Origin of the sequence: Halomonas sp. hl-4, from assembly GCF_900215475.1 — a bacterium.
Lineage (GTDB): Bacteria > Pseudomonadota > Gammaproteobacteria > Pseudomonadales > Halomonadaceae > Vreelandella.
Map to the genome: position 1 here is coordinate 3,793,815 of NZ_LT907845.1, position 19,237 is coordinate 3,813,051.

Consider the following 19,237-nt stretch of genomic DNA (forward strand, 5'->3'; position numbering starts at 1 on the left):
GTAGCCGTGATAGGCACCTGGGAGTATCGCCCCCAGTCGGGAGATACATTTAGTTTCAGTATAGGTTACTTAGGGGGGCTCTCTGTACGCTACCGCACATAGCTGGGAGTGAGCGGGTTTACAAATCGTTCTTATATTAGACAAATGTAGCCTTGTGAATATTTCATCATCCATGTTCGCCAGCGCACGGTCAGCTGCCGCTGTATTTCCTAGTATGCATCCTAAGTGCGGCAACGGACATGCCTAAACAGGATGTTGCACTTTGCGCTGCAGGGAACGCAGCGCCTCCTTTCTAATATCGTCAATACCGAATACCGCTCTAGTGTCATTCACCCATTCGGGCTATCTGTTGTGCATTTAATGAGCAATAGTGCCTATTGAGAGGGATAGCGACGCTTTGGGCATGACCGCATTGAAAAATGCGCCATGCGTTCGCTTGCGCACAGAGCAAGGGCTTGTAACCCCCTTATGGTTGAAAAAAAGCATCGATAATCACCAGCGGAAAACGCCATTCAGAAGATTAAAAAGTAAGAGGCCTAGTTTTAAAACAGAGGCCCTGCGCATGAAGGGGAGCGACTATGCAGAACGGCAGCTATCAAAAAGATGACGTTCAGACGTTTGAAGGTATTACCGAGCAAAAACATGCCGACATTCGGTTGCGTGATGCTGAAGCTGCCCTGCAGGCCGCCACCGAATGGGCCCAAGTGACGTTAAACTCGATCGGCGATGCCGTCGTGACGACCGACCTTGAGTGTCGGGTTACCTATATGAACCGAGTCGCTGAAGCACTGACCGGGTGGTCGAGCATTAAGGCGCTCGGCAAACCCTTGGCTGAGGTCTTTACGTTAATTGATGGGCAGACGCTTAAGACGGCCACCAACCCGGCGCTGCGCGCTATGGAAGAGAACCGTACCGTTGGGCTCGCCATGAATTGCGTGTTGATTCGCCAGGATGGAAGTCAGTTGGAGATAGAGGATTCGGCTGCGCCTATTCATGACCGCAACGGCTGTGTCACAGGTGCCGTGATCGTATTTCATGATGCCTGCCAGTCACCTACCCAGTCGGCGAAGCTGGCCTATCAGGCCCAACACGATGGCCTGACTGGGTTAGCCAATCGTGTTCTGCTCTCGGAGCGTCTCTCGCGGGCTATTGGGCTGGCAAAACGGCATAACCATCAGGTCGCCTTGATATACTTGGATCTTGATGCGTTTAAAGCCATCAACGACTCTCTCGGCCATGCCATAGGCGACTGCCTGTTACAGTCGGTTGCGGGGCGACTCAGTGAATGTATTCGCGACACGGACACAGTTTGCCGCCAGGGGGGTGATGAGTTCGTGGTATTGCTGAGCGAAATTGAAAAGCCACAGGATGCCGCTAGGATTGCCGAGAAAATTCTTGCTGCGTTAGCCAAGCCGTACCATATCGGCAACCATGTGCTAAACGTTACCACCAGTATCGGAATCAGCCTCTACCCTGACCACGGCATCGATGGCCATACGCTGCTGAATAATGCCGATACAGCCATGTATCATGCAAAGAATAGCGGTGTTAATCACTACCAGATGTTCAGGGCTGATATGACCGCCTTGATGGTGCAGTACACTCATATTGAGTCCCAATTGCAGTTGGCTCTGCAGGGAAATAGCCTGTTTCTCGACTTTCAGCCCAAGATAGATATCGCTACCGGGTACCTGTGTAGTGCCGAGGCACTGGTTCGCTGGCGCAATCCGACACTGGGGCTCATGCAGCCCTCGGTATTTCTTCCTGTCGCAGCAGCCTGCGGGCTCATCATACCGATCGGCCAATGGGTGTTGCTCGAAACCTGTCGTCAGTTACAAGCTTGGCGCGAGGAGGGCGTGGAGATTGTGCCCATAGCGGTGAATATGTCGGCCATTGAATTAAGCGACAAAACACTGCCCGCCCGTATTACCCAAATCCTCGCTGAGACAGGGATAGAAGCACGTTACCTGGAACTGGAAGTGGCCGAGATCAGCTTAATGCATCATCATGTTGACGTTGCGATATCAACGTTAGCCGAGTTGAGTCGCTTGGGAATACGTATCGCCATTGATGATTTCGGCGCTGGGAGTGCCAGTCTGAAGCACTTAAAGTGCTTTCCAATTGATACGCTTAATATTGACGCCTGTTTCATTAATGACATGCTCGACAATCCAGGAAATGCCAGTTTCACCAAGGCGCTCATCAACCTAGGCCAGAATTTGGCATTGCGGGTTATTGCGAAAGGCGTCGAGACTCAAGCACAGCACGACCAGCTCAAATCCCAAGGCTGCAACGGTGCCCAGGGCTTTTTGTTTAGTCGGCCGCTGTCATCAACCGAATTCCGGGCATTACTCCTTCCTGATCAGCACGGTTGGGGGCAGCGTCATCGAGCGCTTGCTTTCTCTCCAGGTGCCAAGCTTTGAAAGCGATGCGATTTGAGTAATGCGAGGGATGTTCTAAGCTACCGATAAAGCTAGTGGGCCTTTAAGATTTAGTTCTCATTGTTAAGCGTAATAAAAATTCGTATCATTCGCTTTACAATAAAATTATATCTTCCTTCTCATCCTCGAGGCCCTCTTCATGCTCCGGAACGCTATTCCCTTCGCGCGCGTACCACTCGCTGCCGCAGTGCGACGTTCATTGACCTTATCGCTGGGTGGTATGCTCTGCATAGCTCCGCTCGCCGTGCTTGCCCAAGAAGAAGAGAACGTTGATAACGGCACCACGGTGGTTACCGCCACGGCGCTGAAGGTAGATACGCCCGAGGTTGAAACACCGCGGGCTATCTCAACAGTCGATGCTGAAGAACTAGAAACCCGTGCTGTCAATAAGTACGACGAAACCTTCCAGTATCGCTCTGGTGTGGTTTCTCAACCTTATGGTGACGACAACAATACCGATTGGTTCTTCCTACGCGGCTTCAGCGCAGAGAATTCGACCTATCAAGATGGCTTGCGGCTTTTCCGCTCTGGTGGCTACTTTTGGTGGATGAATGAGCCTTTTGGCATTGAACGTGTTGACCTGCTGAAAGGACCTGCGTCAATCCTATATGGCGAGGCACCTCCTGGTGGCGTTATCAATGCCATCAGCAAACGTCCTACCGATGAAGCGCAGGGCACGCTCGAGATTGAAGCGGGTAACCAGGATCATCGCCAAGTTGGTATTGATGTGTCAGGGCCGGTTGGTGAGCGTGATGACATGCGCTATCGCATGGTCGGCCTTTACCGTGATGGTGAAGGCGAGTTGGAAGGCAGCGAGAAGGAACGCTACTACTTTGCACCTAGCCTGGAAGTGGATCTCTCCGAGGATACGTCGGTAACCTTCCTCGCCAGCGTCCAAAAAGACGAAGGGGTGCCGACGACCGGCTTTTTCCCCGCCTATGGCACGTTGAACAGTACGCCCTTTGGTGAAATCGACCGCGATACCAATTTAGGCCAGCCGGATTACGATAAAGTTGAACAGCAACAGACCTCATTTGGCTACGAGCTAGAGCATCAGCTTAATGATACATGGGAGTTTCAGCAGAACGCCCGCTATAGCCGTCTGGATCTGGAATTGCGAACCGTCTATCCAGATTCCTATATAACGCCTCCACGCGATATCACTCGCGGTGTGGTAGATCGTGATGGCGACTATGATGCCTTTAATATCGATAATCGCTTTATCGCACGAACTTACACCGATAACACTGAGAACACGCTATTGCTGGGTGCGGGTTATCAAGAGTTGAATCTTGATTACGCTAATGCCGACAGTTTCCGTACGTTGGGCGATGGGTCGTCTTATTTCACAAGTATTGATACGGTCGATTTATTCAACCCTGATTATAGTGCGTTTACGGCACCTGATACTGGTGATCCTACTCGTCATGAGGTAGAGCGCAACCAGTTGGGTGTTTACGCGCAGAACCAACTACGCATAGCCGATAAATGGATATTCCTAGCGGGCGCTCGTTATGACACAGTTGAAAGTAGCGACGATTTCAGCGACAGCAGCGGTCGCTCAAGCGAAGGCTACGATGACGAGCAGCTCTCGCTTACCGCGGGGGCAATGTACTTAGGCGACAATGGCGTATCGCCGTACTTAAGTTACAGCGAGTCTTTTACACCGGTCGCAGGGATTGGACCTGATGGGGAGAGCTATGAGCCACTGGAAGGTCGTCAAATGGAAGCGGGTCTTAAAGTCGCACCGCTAAACTTTGATGGCTACCTGACTTTAGCGGCTTTTGATGTTGAAGAAGAAAATACGTTGATCTCCACCGGTGCACCTGTACAGGAGCAAGTAGGCGAGCGGCGCTCGCAAGGTGTGGAGGTCGAGGGTGTGAGCTATCTCACCGATAACCTGAAACTGACAGCCTCTTACACCTATACCGATACCCGATACGATGTGAACGATGCACAGCGAGATGAACGCGCGCCGTTTGTGCCTTACCACATGGCGTCAGCTTGGTTGGATTACGACTTCGCCGGAGATCTATCCGGTTTGTCGGTCGGCGGCGGCGTGCGTTATATGGGGGAGACAGTGCCCAGTGCGGATAGCGGCATTGACCGAGAAGTGTCGTCTGCAACCCTATACGACGCTATGGCCAGTTACGATATCAACGATAACTGGACAGCCCAAATGAACGTCAACAATCTGACTGACGAAAAGTACGTTAGCGGTTGTGACTATTACTGCTACTACGGTGCCTCCCGCAGCGTCGTGGGCAGCCTGAAATATAATTGGTAACCCATTGATTCACGATCAAAACCCGGCTTAATCGCCGGGTTTTTTTATGATGACTGTGGGTGCGAGGGCACAGAGAGTGGGCCGCTAAGCGATTCGCCACACGTCACCTCAACCGTCTGCCACACAACGCTTTCGGTGGGGCCTTGCTCAAGGTCGGCGCAGGTATCCACGCGCATGATGGTAGTAGCTTGGCAGCGTATGCTGAGCTCGCCTTGATTGTCACTGCGTTGCCACTGCCAGTGTAGCCAGCGTTCCTGCTCGTCGCCTGTTTCTTTCCGCAGCGTGAGGTGGGGCTGCTCGTCATCGCTGCTTAAATGGGTAAGCGCCGCCAGTTGGCTACACTGCTGGACGGGCGTGAGGCGGGAGTCACCGCGGTAGCCGGGCAGGTAACGCTGACCTTTTGCTTCGGCGTGTAAGAAGGGCAGCGTCTGGTCGGGGCTAATACGCCCGTATTTACGCACCTGTGGGAGCAGGATAAGGCTGGCGGCGAGACGGCAGCCTCCCAGGTGGCTGCTTTCCCATACCTCGAACGGCAGGTGATGCTCGGTAACGGCTTTTACCAGCGCCTTGTACGTCTGATAGCCGTATTTCGCGCAGCATTTGTCCTTTTTGCCGTGAGTACAACAGAGCACTAGATCGTTTTTGAGCGGAAATTGCTCCCAGCGAGCCAGGCGATTGCCCGCTTGTAGCGCGGTTAAGAAGCTTCCTAACTGATGCCGTGCCACCCGAAAGCGCCGTCGTTCGGGCATCAGAAACACCTGATGCTGGTGCGTATCCATGCCCGATTGCTGGATAAGGTTGATGCGCAGACCGTTATCCGCAATAGCATCCAGCGTTTGTTTGAGCGTATCGTCCATATCGCTGGCGTGACGCAGCTTGCGCTGCCATTTCGAGCGGGGCCAACTAATCAACAGGTGGCGTTCAGCATGGGCGGCACTGCCCGCAAGTGGGTCTCCCTGCTCGCGACTCAGGTCGGCACAAAAGTGATGATTCATAAGCGATGGCTCATAAAGCCCCCCGGCTCTGGCTGGCTTTCTTGGTGTTGGAAGCAGGTCGGGCACGCGGGATACATAGCGGACGGCCGTTTTCCGGGTCGTACATAACGTGGGCGTCCAGATCAAAAACGTGCTTGAGGTTTGCAGCGGTAAATACCTCACTGGGCGTACCGCTTGTCACGATGCGGCCATCGCGCATCATCACTAGGTGATCGGCGTAGGCGGCGGCCAGATTCAGGTCGTGGAGGACCAATAACAAGGTGCGACCGTGCTCGTGCGCGAGGCGGGAAAGCAGTTCCAATAGATCGACCTGTACCTTGAGATCTAGGAACGTAGTGGGCTCATCAAGCAGGATCAAATCGGTCTGTTGGGCCAGCACCATCGCGATCCAGCAGCGTTGGCGTTGTCCGCCGGAAAGTGTATCAACACTATGTTCAGCGAAATCCGTCACATTGGTATACGCCATGGCTTCGCTAATGGCATTGGCATCCTTGCGCGCGTCACGCTGCCATAGTCGCTGGTGAGGAAAACGCCCCATGGCCACCAATTGATTCACGGTGAGTCCCTCTGGCGCGATGGGGCCCTGAGGAAGGATGCCTAACTGCGTTGCCACCTCGCGGGTGTTGCGACGGTGAATATCTTTGCCATCCAGATACACATGCCCAGCGCTGGGTGTGAGCGTTCGGGCCAGCGTTTTTAACAGCGTTGATTTACCACTGCCATTAGGGCCCAGCAGTACCGTCAATTTTCCCTCTGCCACCGCCAGGTTCACGCCATTGAGCACGTGACGTGATTCGTAGCCAGCATAAAGGTTGGCCCCCGTTAAACGGGCATGGGGGGCTAAAGAAAAGGGCATGGATAGGGCTCACCAGTCATCAACGCAGGTCGCACCGTAAGACAAAATATTCTCATTTTCAATATTTACTACCAGCCACTATGTCATTGCTTGTGGAGCGTATCAAACAGCCAGTCAAGGCACATTAATAGATATGGAGAGGATTTCGTCATACCGAACGATTCGTTCCATTTGGTAGATCTTTTTCTTTTAATATGCATAATATAATCATTATCATTTAGATGCGCGTTATGTTTTGTGGGGAACCTTCACTCATCCAAGGGGGATAAGAAAAACATGCAAGCCAGCAAACGCCAAGTATTTTGGCCGACAGTAACGCTAGCAGGATTAATAGCGGCCACTCATGGGCATGCTCAGGAAACAACGTCCACTGACTCCCAAAGCGGGCGGGGGGACTCGAATCAGGCAATGGTGATAACCGCTTCACGTACCGATGCATCCAAAGAAGACTCGCCTCAAACAGTGCGTACCATAAGCGAGGAAGAGATTAATAAGCAGCTGCAAATCACCAGCGACTCTTCACAAATTTTGAGCAACCTGTTGCCGTCCTACTCACCCAGCCGCCAAAAAATGAGTGGCAGCGGTGAGACACTGCGTGGCAGACGGCCACTCATCCTAATTGACGGCATTCCACAGTCCAATCCATTGCGTCCCACCGGGCGTGAAGCCCATGTCATCGATTTTTCCATGGTGGAGCAGATCGAAGTGATTCAAGGTGCCAACGCCACCAATGGGGTTGGGGCGGCAGGTGGCGTTATCAACTTGATCACTAAACGTCCAGAGCCAGGGTCGTTTAATCAGCACGTTGAAGCTCAGGTAACTACGCCCACCAGTAAGCTTGACAGCGACACGATTGGCTACAAAACCAGCTATGGGGTGAGCGGTAATAGTGGCGATGTAGATTATCTGTTTTCGGCCAGCCTTGAAGATCAGGGACTGTTCTTAGATGGCAATGGAGATCCTGTCGGGGTGGACAACACACAGGGCGACCTGATGGATGCTCGCTCACTCGATATTTTAGGCAAGTTGGCTTATTGGTTTGATGATAACCAGCGCCTGCAATTCACGCTGAACCACTACAATATCGAAAACCACAATAACTACGTCAGCGTTACCGGCGACCGAGCTAATGGCGTGGTGACGACATCAGAGCGGGGCACCCCAGAAGGGGATGCGCCCTACAACCGAGTGTGGACGACCGGGCTAAGTTACGACAACTATGATTTAGCCGGTATGCGTTTGAGTGCTCAGGCGTTTTATCAAGATTACGAGTCGCTGTTCGGGGCGACCAACTCTCCGACGTTCCAAGATCCGGCGATAGCGCCCGAGGGGACTTTTTATGACCAAACCATGGCAGCCACCAGCAAGTTTGGTACCAAGGTCTCGCTGACGAAAGATGACCTCTGGGATGAGCGCCTGAAGATGACGGTTGGTTTTGATACCTTGTTCGATGAAACCGAGCAGTATCTATACCAATCCGATCGCACCTACGTGCCGCCCAGCGAATACACTGACCTGTCTCCATTCTTACAAGTTGATCTTCGGCCGATTGATTCTCTGCAGCTTTCCGCTGGTGCTCGCTACGAATACGCTAAGCTGGATATCAATAGCTATCAAACGGTTGCCGCTAATAATGGCGTTACTGTCGAAGGTGGCGCCCCCAGTTTTAATGAAACGCTTTATAACTTCGGTGCGGTGTGGAAGCCTGTTGACCACTGGAGCCTGTTCGCTAATTACGCCGAAGGGTTTTCTATCCCTGATGTTGGCCGTGCATTGAGAGGAATCAGTGCCCCTAATCAAACGGTCAACAATATTGAAAACCTGAGCCCAATAGTCACCGATAACATTGAAACCGGGGTGCGTTTCGAGAATGGACGCTTAGCGGCTGAACTTAACTATTACGAGTCGGCTTCAGACTTCGGTAGCCGTCTCACAGAAGTGGATGATGTCTTCTTTATGCAGCGCCAGGAGACTGAGATTAAAGGCATTGAGGCATCGGTAGATTATCAGTTTAACGATCAGCACGCTGGCCGCTTAGCCTACTCACGTATGGAAGGGCGCTATGACAGCAACGACGACGGCAATTTAGATGCCAAATTATCAGGGTTGGACGTCTCACCCGATCGCCTGACCGCCAGTTGGTCGGCCAACTGGACCGATGACCTTTCCACCTTTGTGCAGGCTAACTACGCCTTTGATGAAACCTTCGATGAAGCCAACCGTGAGTTTGATGGCTATCTGCTGATGGATGCCGCCGTGGGCTATCAACTTCCCGTTGGTCAAGTCAATGTAGGCGTATCTAACCTGCTTGATGAGCAGTATGTGACCTACTATTCGCAAAGCGCGCTGGTGAACGATGAGCGCTATTTCGCCGGTCAGGGACGCACCTTGACGCTGGGCTATAAACTGGATTTCTAAGCGCGAAAGTGTTCTTAGCTAGTAGCTGATTGGCGGCACCTAATTGGGTGCCGTTTTTTATTCACTGATGATCATCTTAATAACGGCGTTGGCGTGTTCTATATAACAAGTAAACGAAAAAGGGAGCACCGATACCGGAAACGAAAATACCGGCGGGTAGATCACTCGGTAAAAAGGCTACCCGGCCAATCAGATCCGCATTAAGCACGATCAAGGCGCCGATTAAGCCGGACGCCGGTACCAGTCTTACAAAGTGACGACCCACCAGTTTGGCGGCTATATGGGGTGCCATCAAACCTACAAAGCTTAAACCGCCTGCAAAGGCGACCGCGGCGCCTGCCAGTGCCACGCTACATGCCATCAATACCAACCGGCTTCTTAATAGGCTTACCCCGAGCCCTTGTGCCACTAAATCGCCAAGTGCCAGGGTATCGAGATGCCGCGCATAGCCAAGGCATAGCGGAACGGCGACCAGTAACCAGGGCAGTATGCCCCATACATCCTGCCACTGGGCGGCGTAGAGGCTGCCGGTGAGCCACACGTAGGCCACCATGGCGGCAGAATCATCGCTTATTACAATCAATAGCGTCGTTGCCGCACCCATGGCGGCGGAAAGCCCGATGCCTACCAGCACCATTCGCGACGGGCTAACGCCGCCTTTCCAGGCTAAAGAGAACACCAGCAGTGCGGCCAAAAGCGCGCCGCTAAAGGCTGCAGCCGGAAGCCATTGGCTACTTAGGTGAGTGCTTAATAGGGCAAGGAACGCCACCGCCGCCATTGAGGCACCGCTCGTGATGCCGATAACATCAGGCGAGGCGAGCGGGTTACGTACTATCCCCTGAAGAATCGCGCCAGCAATCGCCAGCGCAGCGCCCACCAATACGGCCAGCACGATACGCGGTAAACGCAATTCCCAGACAATAAACGTAATGTCGCTTTTTTGCGGTGAAACGAGCGCGTGCAGCACGTTTGCAAACGGTGTCGGAAAACTGCCCAGGCTGAGCGACAATCCCATATTGGCAACTAGAAGCAGCGAAAGCAGCCCAATAATGGCTCTGTAGCGCATCGGTTGCGCCTTATCGGTCAGGTAGTCGTGGCGCTTCACAAGCGATGAGGTGTTCATCATTAAGCCTGCTGCCGACGCGCCAGATAGATAAAGAACGGCGTGCCAATCAGCGCGGTCATAATGCCCACGGGCACCTCTTGAGGCGGCATTAACAAGCGCGAGGCAATATCGGCTAACAGCAACAGGCTTGCCCCGAGCAGTGCGCAGGCTGGCAGTAGCCATCGATGGTCGACCCCAAACAGGCTGCGCGCCATATGTGGCACGATCAAACCGACAAAGCCGATCATACCCGCCAGTGCGACCGAACTTCCTGCCAGTAAAATTACGACCAAGCCCAGTAATAGCTTGATGGTGGCCGCGCGCATGCCCAGTCCGGCGACCATATCGTCGCCCAGCATGAGGGCATTGGCGTGCCTTACAAGCAAGGCGCACAGCAGCAGGGCAACACCGAAAAGCGGTAGCAGGGGCGTTACCAATGAAAGTTCGCGGCCCGAAACGGAGCCAGCAAGCCAGTACAAAACGCTTTCGAAGCTTTGCTGGTCGATAACTAGTAGCCCTTGACTAAACGAGACAAACATCGCGGTGACGGCCACGCCTGCGAGCAATACGCGCAGCGGTGGGAATTCACCCTGACGCCCGCGGCTGAGTATAATCACCAGCGCTGCAGCAACCAAAGCGCCTAATAGCGCCGCCCAGACATAGCTTGCTGGCGTATGCAGCGGCAGTAACGACACGGCAACGACAACAAAAAACATCGCCCCAGCATTAATGCCCAAAATACCTGGGGAGGCCAAAGGGTTGCGCGTCATGGTTTGCATCAGCGCCCCGGCAATGGCCAGGCTTGCCCCGACCAAAACAGCGACGAGTGCACGGGGCAAGCGTTCAGTGCGCAAGATAATGTGGGCCACCTGTGTTGGGTCATAGCGGGTCATAGAGGCCAACAAGCTGGCAGGCGTTATATCAGTAGGGCCCAGCATGACACTTGTCATAAAAGCCGCCAGCATGACCAGTATGCCCATGGATAGCCCCACGCTTTTGGCGATGTGACCGCTCAGCATTCAGCACGCTCCTTACTGCCTCTTTTGCGTGCGCGGCATGTAACCGCTGACGGAGCGGGCGCCAGGTCGTAATGGACATAGAGGTCATCTAACATGGCATTCGCCGCCAGAATGCCGCCCCCCATGATCCAATTTACCGTATCGACTTCAAATACTCGTTCGTTTTGTACCGCGTCCAGCCGCTGCCATAGAGGATGCGATGTCCAGTGTTGGTAGTTTTCCAGAATGGCCGGGTCGTCGGGCTCCAGAATCACAAAAATGACGTCGGCGTTGATGACCGGAATGTTTTCCTCACTTGTCAGCTTCATTCCCCAGCCTTGATCGTGTAGCGCGTCAGGCTGTTCATACCCCAGCTCTCTCAGAATTGAACCGGCAAACCCCGAAGAATAAATACGTAGGTGGTCACTTTTGAAGCGCACCACGGCGGCTTCATGAGGCCAAGTAATGCCCGAGCGCCGCATTCTATGGCGAAAATCCGCCACGCGTTGATCCCATTCCTCCAGCAGTCTTTGGGCACGATCTTCCCGCCCGGTGGCCTCGGCGATGAGTGAAAGGCTCGCTTTGAAATCAAATACAGGGCCTGCCATGACGGTTGGCGCCGTTTTTTCCAGCAACGGACTAACCCGCTCATGTCGAAAGCGCGTGCCGACGATCAGATCAGGGTTAAGCCAAGCGATTTTCTCCAGATTAGGCTGGGTTTCCAGGCCCACATACTCCACATCGGACAGGGTATTACGCAAGTAACGGTACATAGGCTTTTCCAGCCAGGATTCGACGACCCCGATAGGCGTGATGCCTAGCGCCACGGCACTGTCCGTAGCACCTTGGTAAAGGGTGACAATACGATGTGGCGCAGGGGGAAGAAGAGCATCGCCTGTATCATTAACTATGAGATGGTTATCCGGAACGTCGCGAGCGGCACATACATTAGCGCTGAGCGATATGCTGCCTAGCAGCATTATGAGCAGCACATAGCGGTGTATTGGATGGGGCGTCATTCCAGCTTCCTGGCGGGCGCGGCTTTCAAGGAGTGCGCGGGGAAATGATGAAGTCGTGTCTAAGCCCAACGGGCAATACAGGTTGTAAATGATGGCATGATGCTGGATTTAATACAAATCGTTATCAATTGAGAAGTGTCTACTTAACCAACCGCTATCTTTTTTGCGAGTGTGGGTTACCATGCCGGGCACCTCGGCACTTCTCTTATATAGGCACTATCGGCATGAGTATTTCTCCTTTCCAGGCGCTGGCCTGCCCGTTAGATGGCGAACCGCTAACGCCGTCGGGCAGTGCATGGCGATGCTCAGCGGGGCATAGCTTCGACATTGCCAAGCAAGGCTATGTAAACCTGCTGCCCGTTCAGCACAAGCGCTCCAGTGACCCTGGCGATAGCAAAACAATGGTGGCCGCGCGACGTCGCTTTCTTAATGCCGGGTGCTACCAACCTATCGCCGACGCGGTGAGTCTCGCGGTTTTTGAACATGCCAAGCATGAAACGAGCCATGACGCGGGGCTTAGTTGCCTGGATGCCGGCTGTGGTGACGGCTATTACCTTAGGGCATTGGCCAATGCGGTTTCGCGCGAGAAGCCGTTGGCGCTGATGGGGCTGGATATTTCCAAATGGGCGGTGCAGGCGGCGGCTAAGCAGGATAACAAGCAGACACCGCAAAGCAGTTGGGTGGTGGGCAGTAACGCCAACTTGCCCGTGCAGAGCTCGTCGCTCGACTGCGTGCTATGCATGTTCGGTTTCCCGGTATATCGGGAATTTGCTCGTGTGCTCAAACCGGGCGGTGTGTTAATTCAGGTTGAGGCGGGGCCGGATCATTTGCGCGAATTGCGCGATATTATCTATCCGACGTTAAAGGCAGAGCGTTTTAGTGAGCCTGAGTGGCCAGAGGGTTTCACGCAGTTGGACGCACAGGCCTTGCGCTATGCGCTGACGTTCAGCGATGCGGAAGCCATTGCTGATTTGTTGGTGATGACGCCACATTTTTATCGCGCCACGACAGAAGGTCGTGAGAAAGCGGCTGTGCTTAGGTCAATCATATTAACGGTAGACGTGCGTATCGTGCGGTGGGAGTGCGTTTAGCGGGCGTTAAACGCGATGTTTGTATGTTCCAAACACAACAAGGCCCGCATAAGCGGGCCTTGGAGTCGAATCCGAAGATTCGGACAAACTGCTAACGGATGTTAGGAAGTTTGCTTGATGTTAGAGGCTTGTAGGCCTTTCTTGCCCTGGGTAACGTCAAAAGAAACGTTAGCGCCTTCTTGAAGAGATTTGAAGCCGTCGGCTTGAATCTCAGAGAAGTGAGCAAAGAGGTCGTCGCCGCCGTCAGAAGGAGCGATGAAACCGAAGCCTTTAGTGTCGTTAAACCATTTAACTGTGCCAGTTGCCATGATGTAGATCCTTTCGCGCAATAGCGCCTTAATAAAGTTCCTGGTATTACCCAGATTGAAGTAGCGGGTGAAACAAGGAATACAATGTCAGGCTGCCGAATAAAGATCGTACACTTCTGAAACCATGCTGCTTGCTAACCACTGACGACACAGTGTCATGGATTGGATGTTAGGTCAAAGGGTTTCGCAATTATTTTTATAGGCGCTGAGCTTTTGACTGGTGCTGGGTTAACGACTCGCGGTAGGGCGTACGACAATATCGCTGGTATCGATGTCATCGGGCTGGTTGATGGCATGCGCAATGGCGGAGGCGATGGCCTCGGGCTTTAGGGCAATCTGACGATACGTCACCATGGCTTCGGCGGCCTCTGGGTCAGTAATGGTATTAGCCAGTTCTGATTCCACCACGCCGGGATAAACACAGCTAACACGGATATTGTCGGTTTCCTGGCGTAATCCATCCGAAATGGCGCGCACGGCATATTTGGTGGCGCAATACACGGCAGCGGTTGGGACGACGGTGAACCCGCCGATAGAGGATACGTTGATCACTTGTCCGCTTTCCTGAGCTTGCAGGATGGGTAGAGTGGCAGCGATACCGTTGAGTACGCCACGAATGTTGACGTCGATCATGCGGTTCCACTCATCGACTTTAAGCGATGCCAACGGTGAGAGCGGCATAATGCCCGCGTTGTTGATAATGACATCAATGCGGCCATACAGATTGATAGCGAAATCCGCGAATGCCTGCATATCCTCGAGGTTAGTCACATCCAGCGCCCGATAATCCACCGTGCCGCCTTCTGCGCGCAGAGTTTCGGTCAGTGCTTCCAGCCTGTCGGTACGACGTGCGCCGATGATGAGGCGGTGCCCTTGGCCTGCAAGCCAGCGAGTCGTCGCTTCACCGATACCGCTGCTGGCACCGGTTAATAAGATAACTTTTGATGGATAGGGTGTAGATGAAGGGGTAGTTGAAATCGCCATTTGATCATCCTCTTATCGATAAGTACTGGAAATAAGCACTGGTGGGGATAAGTACCTGGAGAAGATTAGCGAGCGGCAGCAAGTAGCAATAGCGGCGATCCTATCGCAGTTTTGCCTAATCCTATTGCTTGAAGGAGTAGGTTTGGGAGGTTGGGCCGTAAAGTATATATATTACTCTCGTGGTGATAACGGCTGCCTTTGTTTGGCCACGATGCCGGTAACCGTAGGCGAGGTAATTTATATGTCATTGAAGAGCGATGCTGTGGTTTACAGCAAGACCGTCGAGCGCTACTGATATAATAATGAGCGTGCTTATAATGTTAAAATCAATAACATATTCAATCCTGTTAAAGGACACGCAATGAAACGCATATGGAAAGCCTATTTTGAGGCGTCATTGATTTTACGCGTCACCATTGCGCTGGTGTTTGGGGTTGTCGTCGGGCTTGTCGGTGGCGAGACAGTGGCGGCCTGGCTGGCGCCACTGGGTGACCTGCTGCTGCGGCTGCTGACGTTCCTGATCGTGCCCATTGTGTTGTTTACCCTGATGGTGGGCGTTAACCAATCCCGAGAGGGCAGTGCAGGTCGCATCGGCGGAAAAGTGCTCGGCTATTACCTGGCGTCCTCGGCGCTGGCGATTATGGTGGGCTTAACCGTTGCGGCGCTGTTTAGCCCAGGCAGCGGGATGACGCTGGATGATGATGCCAGCTTCTCGGTGCCGGAAAACCCAGGCGTTGTCGATACACTGCTGAACATCGTGCCGAACAATATTATCGGTGCCTTCTCCGAACTCAATATGCTGGGGATTATTTTTACTGCGCTGGTGTTTGGGATTGCGCTGCTCAAAATGCGCCAGTCAGAGCGCCAGCATGCCATGGGCGAGCGGCTGTATGAGGTAATTGAGTCTCTCAACGAGGTCACGCTCAAAGTAATGGCTGGGGTGTTGCACTACGTGCCCATAGGCGTGTTTGCGATTGTCGCCGAAACGGTGAGTCAGCAGGGATTGGAAACGCTGCTATCGTTGGGAGATATGGTGGTTGTGCTGTACATCGCGCTGGGTGCTCAACTGCTGATTTACTGCGGTGTCATGCGTCTGTTTGGAGTGAAGCTACGCAATTTCTTCCGCGAGGCGCGCACGCCCATGTTAACTGCATTTGCCACCCAAAGTAGTTCTGGCACCTTACCCATCACGGTCAATGCGGCTCGTCGTTTGGGGATTTCCAAAAGTATTTATGGCTTCAGTCTGCCGCTTGGGGCCACCTTAAACATGGATGGTGCGGCGATTCGTATCGCGATATCAGCGGTATTTGCGGCTAACGTGATTGGCGCACCGCTGGATTTCATCAGCATGGTGCAGATTGTGCTGATCGGGACGTTGGTCTCGGTGGGCACGGCAGGGGTGCCCGGCGCAGGCATTATCATGATTGCCACGGTATTTGCCCAGGTGGGGCTGCCGATTGAAACCGTCGCGCTGTTAACCGCCATTGATGCTCTGGTCGGCATGGGGTGCACGGCACTGAACGTCACGGGAGATTTGGTCGGCACGTCGGTTATCGCCCGCAGCGAAGGCGAACAGTTGAGCGAGCAATCTGTTGACGAAGCGTCGGCGGCAGCGAACAGTTAGTTGAGAGAAGGCTCGTAAATGAAAGGCCCGTAAATAGACAGGAACTGCCAAGATGGATGATCGAGAAATACCCTTCATTGAACGGGCCGTGGCGCTCGCTGAAGAGGCGCTAAACGCCGGGGATGAGCCTTTTGGTAGCGTGCTGGTTAGTGGCGATGGCGAGGTGCTGGCTGAGGATCGCAACCGCATTGCCGGCGGCGATTCCACCCAGCACCCTGAATTCGCCCTGGCGCGTTGGGCCGCTCAGCACATGACGCCAGAGGCGCGGACGCAGGCCACGGTGTTCACCTCCGGGGAGCATTGCCCGATGTGTGCCGCGGCCCATGGCTGGGTAGGGCTTGGGCGTATTGTGTACGCCAGTTCCTCAAAGCAACTGAGCAACTGGCTCGCTGAGCTAGGCGTGGCACCGCCACCGGTGGCGACCTTACCCATTCAACAGGTAGTGCCAGGCCTTACGGTAGAAGGGCCGGTAGCCGGGTGGGATGAAAAGGTTCATGCACTGCACCAGCGTCGGCATGCGGGTCTCAGCTGAATATAAAAAAACCGCCTGAGCGCAGGCTCAGGCGGTTTTTTAATCGTTACCAAGGGAAAAGCTAGTGCTTCAATATCACGTAAAACGCGTGGATGATGCCGGGCACAAAGCCAAACAACGTCAAGATGATGTTGAGCCAGAAATGTCCTTTAAGACCCACCTCAAAGAATACACCGAGGGGCGGTAAAATGACCGCAAAAATCATTTTGATCGGGTCAGTCGCGGTAAACGCCATGAAGCCTCCTTTGCTTTCAGGGTATTAGTGCTTATGTCCATTTTCGTCATTGCGCACATGAGCACTTTAATAAGTACTTGAATGGTACTTATACAAGAACGATAACAAGCGCTTTTGCAATAGCGGTAGCAAAAGCCATTACAAGTGTAGACACAGTCAGCGCTTCTATCGAGGCCAACGTAGTGATGTGACGCATGCTGCGCAAAATCGTTCCGTCTGGTTGTACATCATTGTTATACACATGTTTATCAATACCCCGGGAGGGACCCCTGTGAAAAGACTCACCATCACTACGGTTTGTGTGGCGGGCGGCTTAATGGCCGGCCCAAGTTGGGCGCAGACGAATGAGTCGGAAATGGCCACGCTTGAGGTGACGGCTCCCCGTCTTGCCCGCGAGCTTTACGCGACGCCTGCCGCTGTTTCCACGTTGGAGAGCGACGCCATCGCCCAGGGCCAACAGCGCGTTAGGCTGGATGAGTCGCTGGTGCGGGTGCCCGGCGTGTTTTTACAAAACCGCGATAATTTCGCCCAAGGCCAACGGATTGCCATTCGTGGCTTTGGGGCCCGCGCGCCTTTTGGCGTGCGCGGTATTACGATCATGGTTGACGGTATTCCCTATACGCTGCCGGATGGGCAGGCGCAGTTGGATGCGATTGATTTAGACAGCGCCGAGCGTATCGAAGTGATTCGAGGCCCGTCGTCGGTGCTCTACGGCAACGCAGCGGGTGGCGTGATTGATGTGACCACTGGTGACGGCCGCGATAAGCCCGGTACAAGCCTGCGCGCCGAAGTAGGCAGCGATGGTTATCGCAAAACAGCGTTGCAAACCGGCGGGCGTCAAGGGGACTGGTCTCACCACGTTAGCCTTTCAGCGCTGAATGTAGATGGTTATCGAGAGCAAAGCTCTTCCGAAAAGTACCTATTAAATGCCAAGTTGCGCCGTGAACTGGGCAGCGAACGCGCATTAACCGCCATCATCAATCTATTAGATAACCCACGTTCGGAAGATCCCGGTGCACTGAACGCGGGCGAAGTGGCAGAAGGCCGCGACCAGGCAGCGCCCAATTCGCTCGCCCTAGACGCCGGGCAGAACGTGGACCAGCAACTACTGGGATTACAGTACGAAGATCTGGCCGCAGGCCCTGGCGAACTTTACCTTAAAGGGTTTATCTCCCAGCGTGATTTTGAGCAGCAACTGCCCTATGTCGGCGACAGCCGCCTGGGCTATCAGCGGGATTACCTGGGCGCGAGCGCTGAGTACCACCACGAGGTGACGTTGGGCGACTTGCCGCTGAGCTATATCGCAGGTTTAGAGGTGGCCCAACAGGATGACGAGCGTTTCCGCAACGACGTGAACCCTCAGGGCGTCGTCGGTGAGCAGGCGGCCGAAGAAACCCAATCGGCAACCTCGACCGGCGCTTTCGCTCAGGGCGACTTGGCGTTGAGCGATCAGCTAACGTTGTCTCTGGGCGCGCGCTTTGACCGGGTGGAATTAGAAATAGATGACCGCTATCTGGACGATGAAGGTGGCGATCAAAGTGGAGAAAAAACCTTTAACGAGTGGAGTGGCTCGGCAGGGCTGAGTTATCGCTACCGCCCGCAGCATCAAGTCTATGTGAACACCGGTACCGCCTTTGAAACACCCACGTTTTCAGAGTTTGCCAACCCGGCGGGTGGTGGTTTTAACGCGGCCATTGAGCCGCAAAAAGCCTGGAACCGTGAAGTCGGTGCACGTGGTTACGTTGCGCCTTTGGCAATGGATTATGACCTCACGCTGTTTTCGGTGCGCGTGGACGATGAACTGGTGCCTTACGAAGAAGAGAGCGGAGGGCGTACTTTCTACCAAAACGCTGGCGATACCGACCGTGACGGGATTGAGCTGGCGCTGGGCTGGCAGTTAGCCGATCAGTGGCGGCTGGATAGCGCCTTAACGCTGGCACGCTACGAGTTTGACCAGTTTGCTACGCCTTCGGAGCGCTTTGATGGCAATCGCATCCCTGGCTTGCCCGAGCAAACCTGGGTGAACCAGCTAACCTGGGAAGGCTTTGATGAGCGCTTTGCCACGCTGGAAACCCAGTACACGGGCGGTATGGTGGCGGACAATGCCAACGCAACTGAGGTCGATAGCTACTGGCTGGTGAACTTGCGCGTGGGAGATGGCTGGCAGTTGGGAAGCGATACCCGTCTAAATGCGTATGTTGGCGTGCGCAATCTATTCGATGAAGAGCATTATGCCAACGTGCGCCTAAACGGCACCTTTGGCCGTTTCTACGAACCCGCGTCGGGGCGCAGTGTTTATGGCGGGGTAGAAATCAGTTTTTAAAAACGTCATAAGCAAAAAAAC

The 19,237-nt window shown here is 53.8% G+C and carries 15 protein-coding genes; 7 read left to right on the forward strand and 8 right to left on the reverse strand.

Annotation, left to right across the window (positions count from 1 at the left end; genetic code table 11):
• The first annotated feature begins 578 nt into the window (after positions 1–578).
• Together CPH17_RS17800 and CPH17_RS17805 are read left to right on the forward strand one after the other, a co-directional pair.
• A complete protein-coding gene (locus tag CPH17_RS17800; RefSeq protein ID WP_096300602.1) occupies positions 579–2,423 on the forward strand; it encodes a putative bifunctional diguanylate cyclase/phosphodiesterase in 1,845 nt (614 codons plus the stop codon).
• A gap of 157 nt (positions 2,424–2,580) precedes the next feature.
• Complete coding sequence (locus CPH17_RS17805; RefSeq protein WP_096300604.1) at positions 2,581–4,728, forward strand: TonB-dependent siderophore receptor; 2,148 nt, start codon at positions 2,581–2,583, stop codon at positions 4,726–4,728.
• Between the two features lie 44 nt (positions 4,729–4,772).
• Here the strand turns inward: CPH17_RS17805 and CPH17_RS17810 are convergent, their stop codons facing one another.
• Together CPH17_RS17810 and CPH17_RS17815 are read right to left on the reverse strand one after the other, a co-directional pair.
• Positions 4,773–5,723 carry a sucrase ferredoxin gene (locus CPH17_RS17810; RefSeq protein WP_096300606.1) on the reverse strand — a complete coding sequence of 317 codons (951 nt, stop codon included), beginning with the start codon at positions 5,721–5,723 and terminating at the stop codon, positions 4,773–4,775.
• 10 nt (positions 5,724–5,733) lie between these two features.
• A complete protein-coding gene (locus tag CPH17_RS17815; RefSeq protein WP_096300608.1) occupies positions 5,734–6,579 on the reverse strand; it encodes an ABC transporter ATP-binding protein in 846 nt (281 codons plus the stop codon).
• Positions 6,580–6,855: 276 nt separating this feature from the next.
• Here CPH17_RS17815 and CPH17_RS17820 point away from each other — a divergent pair, with 276 nt between their 5' ends.
• Positions 6,856–8,997 (forward strand): TonB-dependent receptor, encoded by a 2,142-nt coding sequence (locus CPH17_RS17820; protein ID WP_096300610.1) that lies wholly within the window; start codon positions 6,856–6,858, stop codon positions 8,995–8,997.
• A gap of 76 nt (positions 8,998–9,073) precedes the next feature.
• Here the strand turns inward: CPH17_RS17820 and CPH17_RS17825 are convergent, their stop codons facing one another.
• The 3 genes from CPH17_RS17825 to CPH17_RS17835 are packed head-to-tail and all read right to left on the reverse strand — an operon-like array spanning position 9,074 to position 12,119.
• Positions 9,074–10,063, reverse strand: a complete 990-nt coding sequence (locus CPH17_RS17825) for a FecCD family ABC transporter permease (RefSeq protein WP_441316776.1) — start codon at positions 10,061–10,063, stop codon at positions 9,074–9,076.
• Between the two features lie 59 nt (positions 10,064–10,122).
• Entirely contained in the window at positions 10,123–11,121 is a 999-nt protein-coding gene (locus CPH17_RS17830; RefSeq protein ID WP_096300614.1) for a FecCD family ABC transporter permease, read from the reverse strand.
• Positions 11,115–12,119 (reverse strand): ABC transporter substrate-binding protein, encoded by a 1,005-nt coding sequence (locus CPH17_RS17835; protein WP_231898047.1) that lies wholly within the window; start codon positions 12,117–12,119, stop codon positions 11,115–11,117. Before CPH17_RS17835 ends, CPH17_RS17830 begins: the two co-directional genes overlap by 7 nt.
• A 224-nt stretch (positions 12,120–12,343) precedes the next feature.
• Here CPH17_RS17835 and CPH17_RS17840 point away from each other — a divergent pair, with 224 nt between their 5' ends.
• On the forward strand, positions 12,344–13,210 hold the full coding sequence (locus CPH17_RS17840) for a putative RNA methyltransferase (protein WP_096300616.1): 867 nt from the start codon (positions 12,344–12,346) through the stop codon (positions 13,208–13,210).
• Between the two features lie 101 nt (positions 13,211–13,311).
• On the opposite strand, the gene CPH17_RS17845 is transcribed toward CPH17_RS17840, so the two are convergent.
• Complete coding sequence (locus CPH17_RS17845; protein WP_074395547.1) at positions 13,312–13,518, reverse strand: cold-shock protein; 207 nt, start codon at positions 13,516–13,518, stop codon at positions 13,312–13,314.
• A gap of 228 nt (positions 13,519–13,746) precedes the next feature.
• On the reverse strand, positions 13,747–14,502 hold the full coding sequence (locus tag CPH17_RS17850) for an SDR family oxidoreductase (protein WP_096300618.1): 756 nt from the start codon (positions 14,500–14,502) through the stop codon (positions 13,747–13,749).
• A 361-nt stretch (positions 14,503–14,863) separates the two neighbouring features.
• On the opposite strand from CPH17_RS17850, the gene CPH17_RS17855 reads away from it, so the two are divergent.
• Together CPH17_RS17855 and CPH17_RS17860 are read left to right on the forward strand one after the other, a co-directional pair.
• Positions 14,864–16,126 (forward strand): dicarboxylate/amino acid:cation symporter, encoded by a 1,263-nt coding sequence (locus CPH17_RS17855; RefSeq protein WP_096300620.1) that lies wholly within the window; start codon positions 14,864–14,866, stop codon positions 16,124–16,126.
• Between the two features lie 52 nt (positions 16,127–16,178).
• Positions 16,179–16,658, forward strand: coding sequence for a nucleoside deaminase (locus CPH17_RS17860; RefSeq protein WP_096300622.1), 480 nt, complete (start codon positions 16,179–16,181; stop codon positions 16,656–16,658).
• A gap of 61 nt (positions 16,659–16,719) precedes the next feature.
• Here the strand turns inward: CPH17_RS17860 and CPH17_RS17865 are convergent, their stop codons facing one another.
• The gene (locus tag CPH17_RS17865) at positions 16,720–16,893 is read right to left on the reverse strand and encodes a YqaE/Pmp3 family membrane protein (RefSeq protein ID WP_074395551.1); all 174 of its coding nucleotides are present in this window, start codon (positions 16,891–16,893) and stop codon (positions 16,720–16,722) included.
• A gap of 316 nt (positions 16,894–17,209) precedes the next feature.
• Here CPH17_RS17865 and CPH17_RS17870 point away from each other — a divergent pair, with 316 nt between their 5' ends.
• Positions 17,210–19,216 carry a TonB-dependent receptor family protein gene (locus tag CPH17_RS17870; protein WP_231898121.1) on the forward strand — a complete coding sequence of 669 codons (2,007 nt, stop codon included), beginning with the start codon at positions 17,210–17,212 and terminating at the stop codon, positions 19,214–19,216.
• The last annotated feature ends 21 nt before the right edge of the window (positions 19,217–19,237 follow it).

Excerpts from the sequence above, each read along its gene's own strand:
- CPH17_RS17800 (WP_096300602.1), top strand. The coding sequence starts at position 579 with ATGCAGAACGGCAGCTATCAAAAAGATGACGTTCAGACGTTTGAAGGT.
- CPH17_RS17805 (WP_096300604.1), top strand. The coding sequence starts at position 2,581 with ATGCTCCGGAACGCTATTCCCTTCGCGCGCGTACCACTCGCTGCCGCA.
- CPH17_RS17810 (WP_096300606.1), bottom strand. The coding sequence starts at position 5,723 with ATGAATCATCACTTTTGTGCCGACCTGAGTCGCGAGCAGGGAGACCCA.
- CPH17_RS17815 (WP_096300608.1), bottom strand. The coding sequence starts at position 6,579 with ATGCCCTTTTCTTTAGCCCCCCATGCCCGTTTAACGGGGGCCAACCTT.
- CPH17_RS17820 (WP_096300610.1), top strand. The coding sequence starts at position 6,856 with ATGCAAGCCAGCAAACGCCAAGTATTTTGGCCGACAGTAACGCTAGCA.
- CPH17_RS17825 (WP_441316776.1), bottom strand. The coding sequence starts at position 10,063 with ATGCGCTACAGAGCCATTATTGGGCTGCTTTCGCTGCTTCTAGTTGCC.
- CPH17_RS17830 (WP_096300614.1), bottom strand. The coding sequence starts at position 11,121 with ATGCTGAGCGGTCACATCGCCAAAAGCGTGGGGCTATCCATGGGCATA.
- CPH17_RS17835 (WP_231898047.1), bottom strand. The coding sequence starts at position 12,119 with ATGACGCCCCATCCAATACACCGCTATGTGCTGCTCATAATGCTGCTA.
- CPH17_RS17840 (WP_096300616.1), top strand. The coding sequence starts at position 12,344 with ATGAGTATTTCTCCTTTCCAGGCGCTGGCCTGCCCGTTAGATGGCGAA.
- CPH17_RS17845 (WP_074395547.1), bottom strand. The coding sequence starts at position 13,518 with ATGGCAACTGGCACAGTTAAATGGTTTAACGACACTAAAGGCTTCGGT.
- CPH17_RS17850 (WP_096300618.1), bottom strand. The coding sequence starts at position 14,502 with ATGGCGATTTCAACTACCCCTTCATCTACACCCTATCCATCAAAAGTT.
- CPH17_RS17855 (WP_096300620.1), top strand. The coding sequence starts at position 14,864 with ATGAAACGCATATGGAAAGCCTATTTTGAGGCGTCATTGATTTTACGC.
- CPH17_RS17860 (WP_096300622.1), top strand. The coding sequence starts at position 16,179 with ATGGATGATCGAGAAATACCCTTCATTGAACGGGCCGTGGCGCTCGCT.
- CPH17_RS17865 (WP_074395551.1), bottom strand. The coding sequence starts at position 16,893 with ATGGCGTTTACCGCGACTGACCCGATCAAAATGATTTTTGCGGTCATT.
- CPH17_RS17870 (WP_231898121.1), top strand. The coding sequence starts at position 17,210 with ATGGCCGGCCCAAGTTGGGCGCAGACGAATGAGTCGGAAATGGCCACG.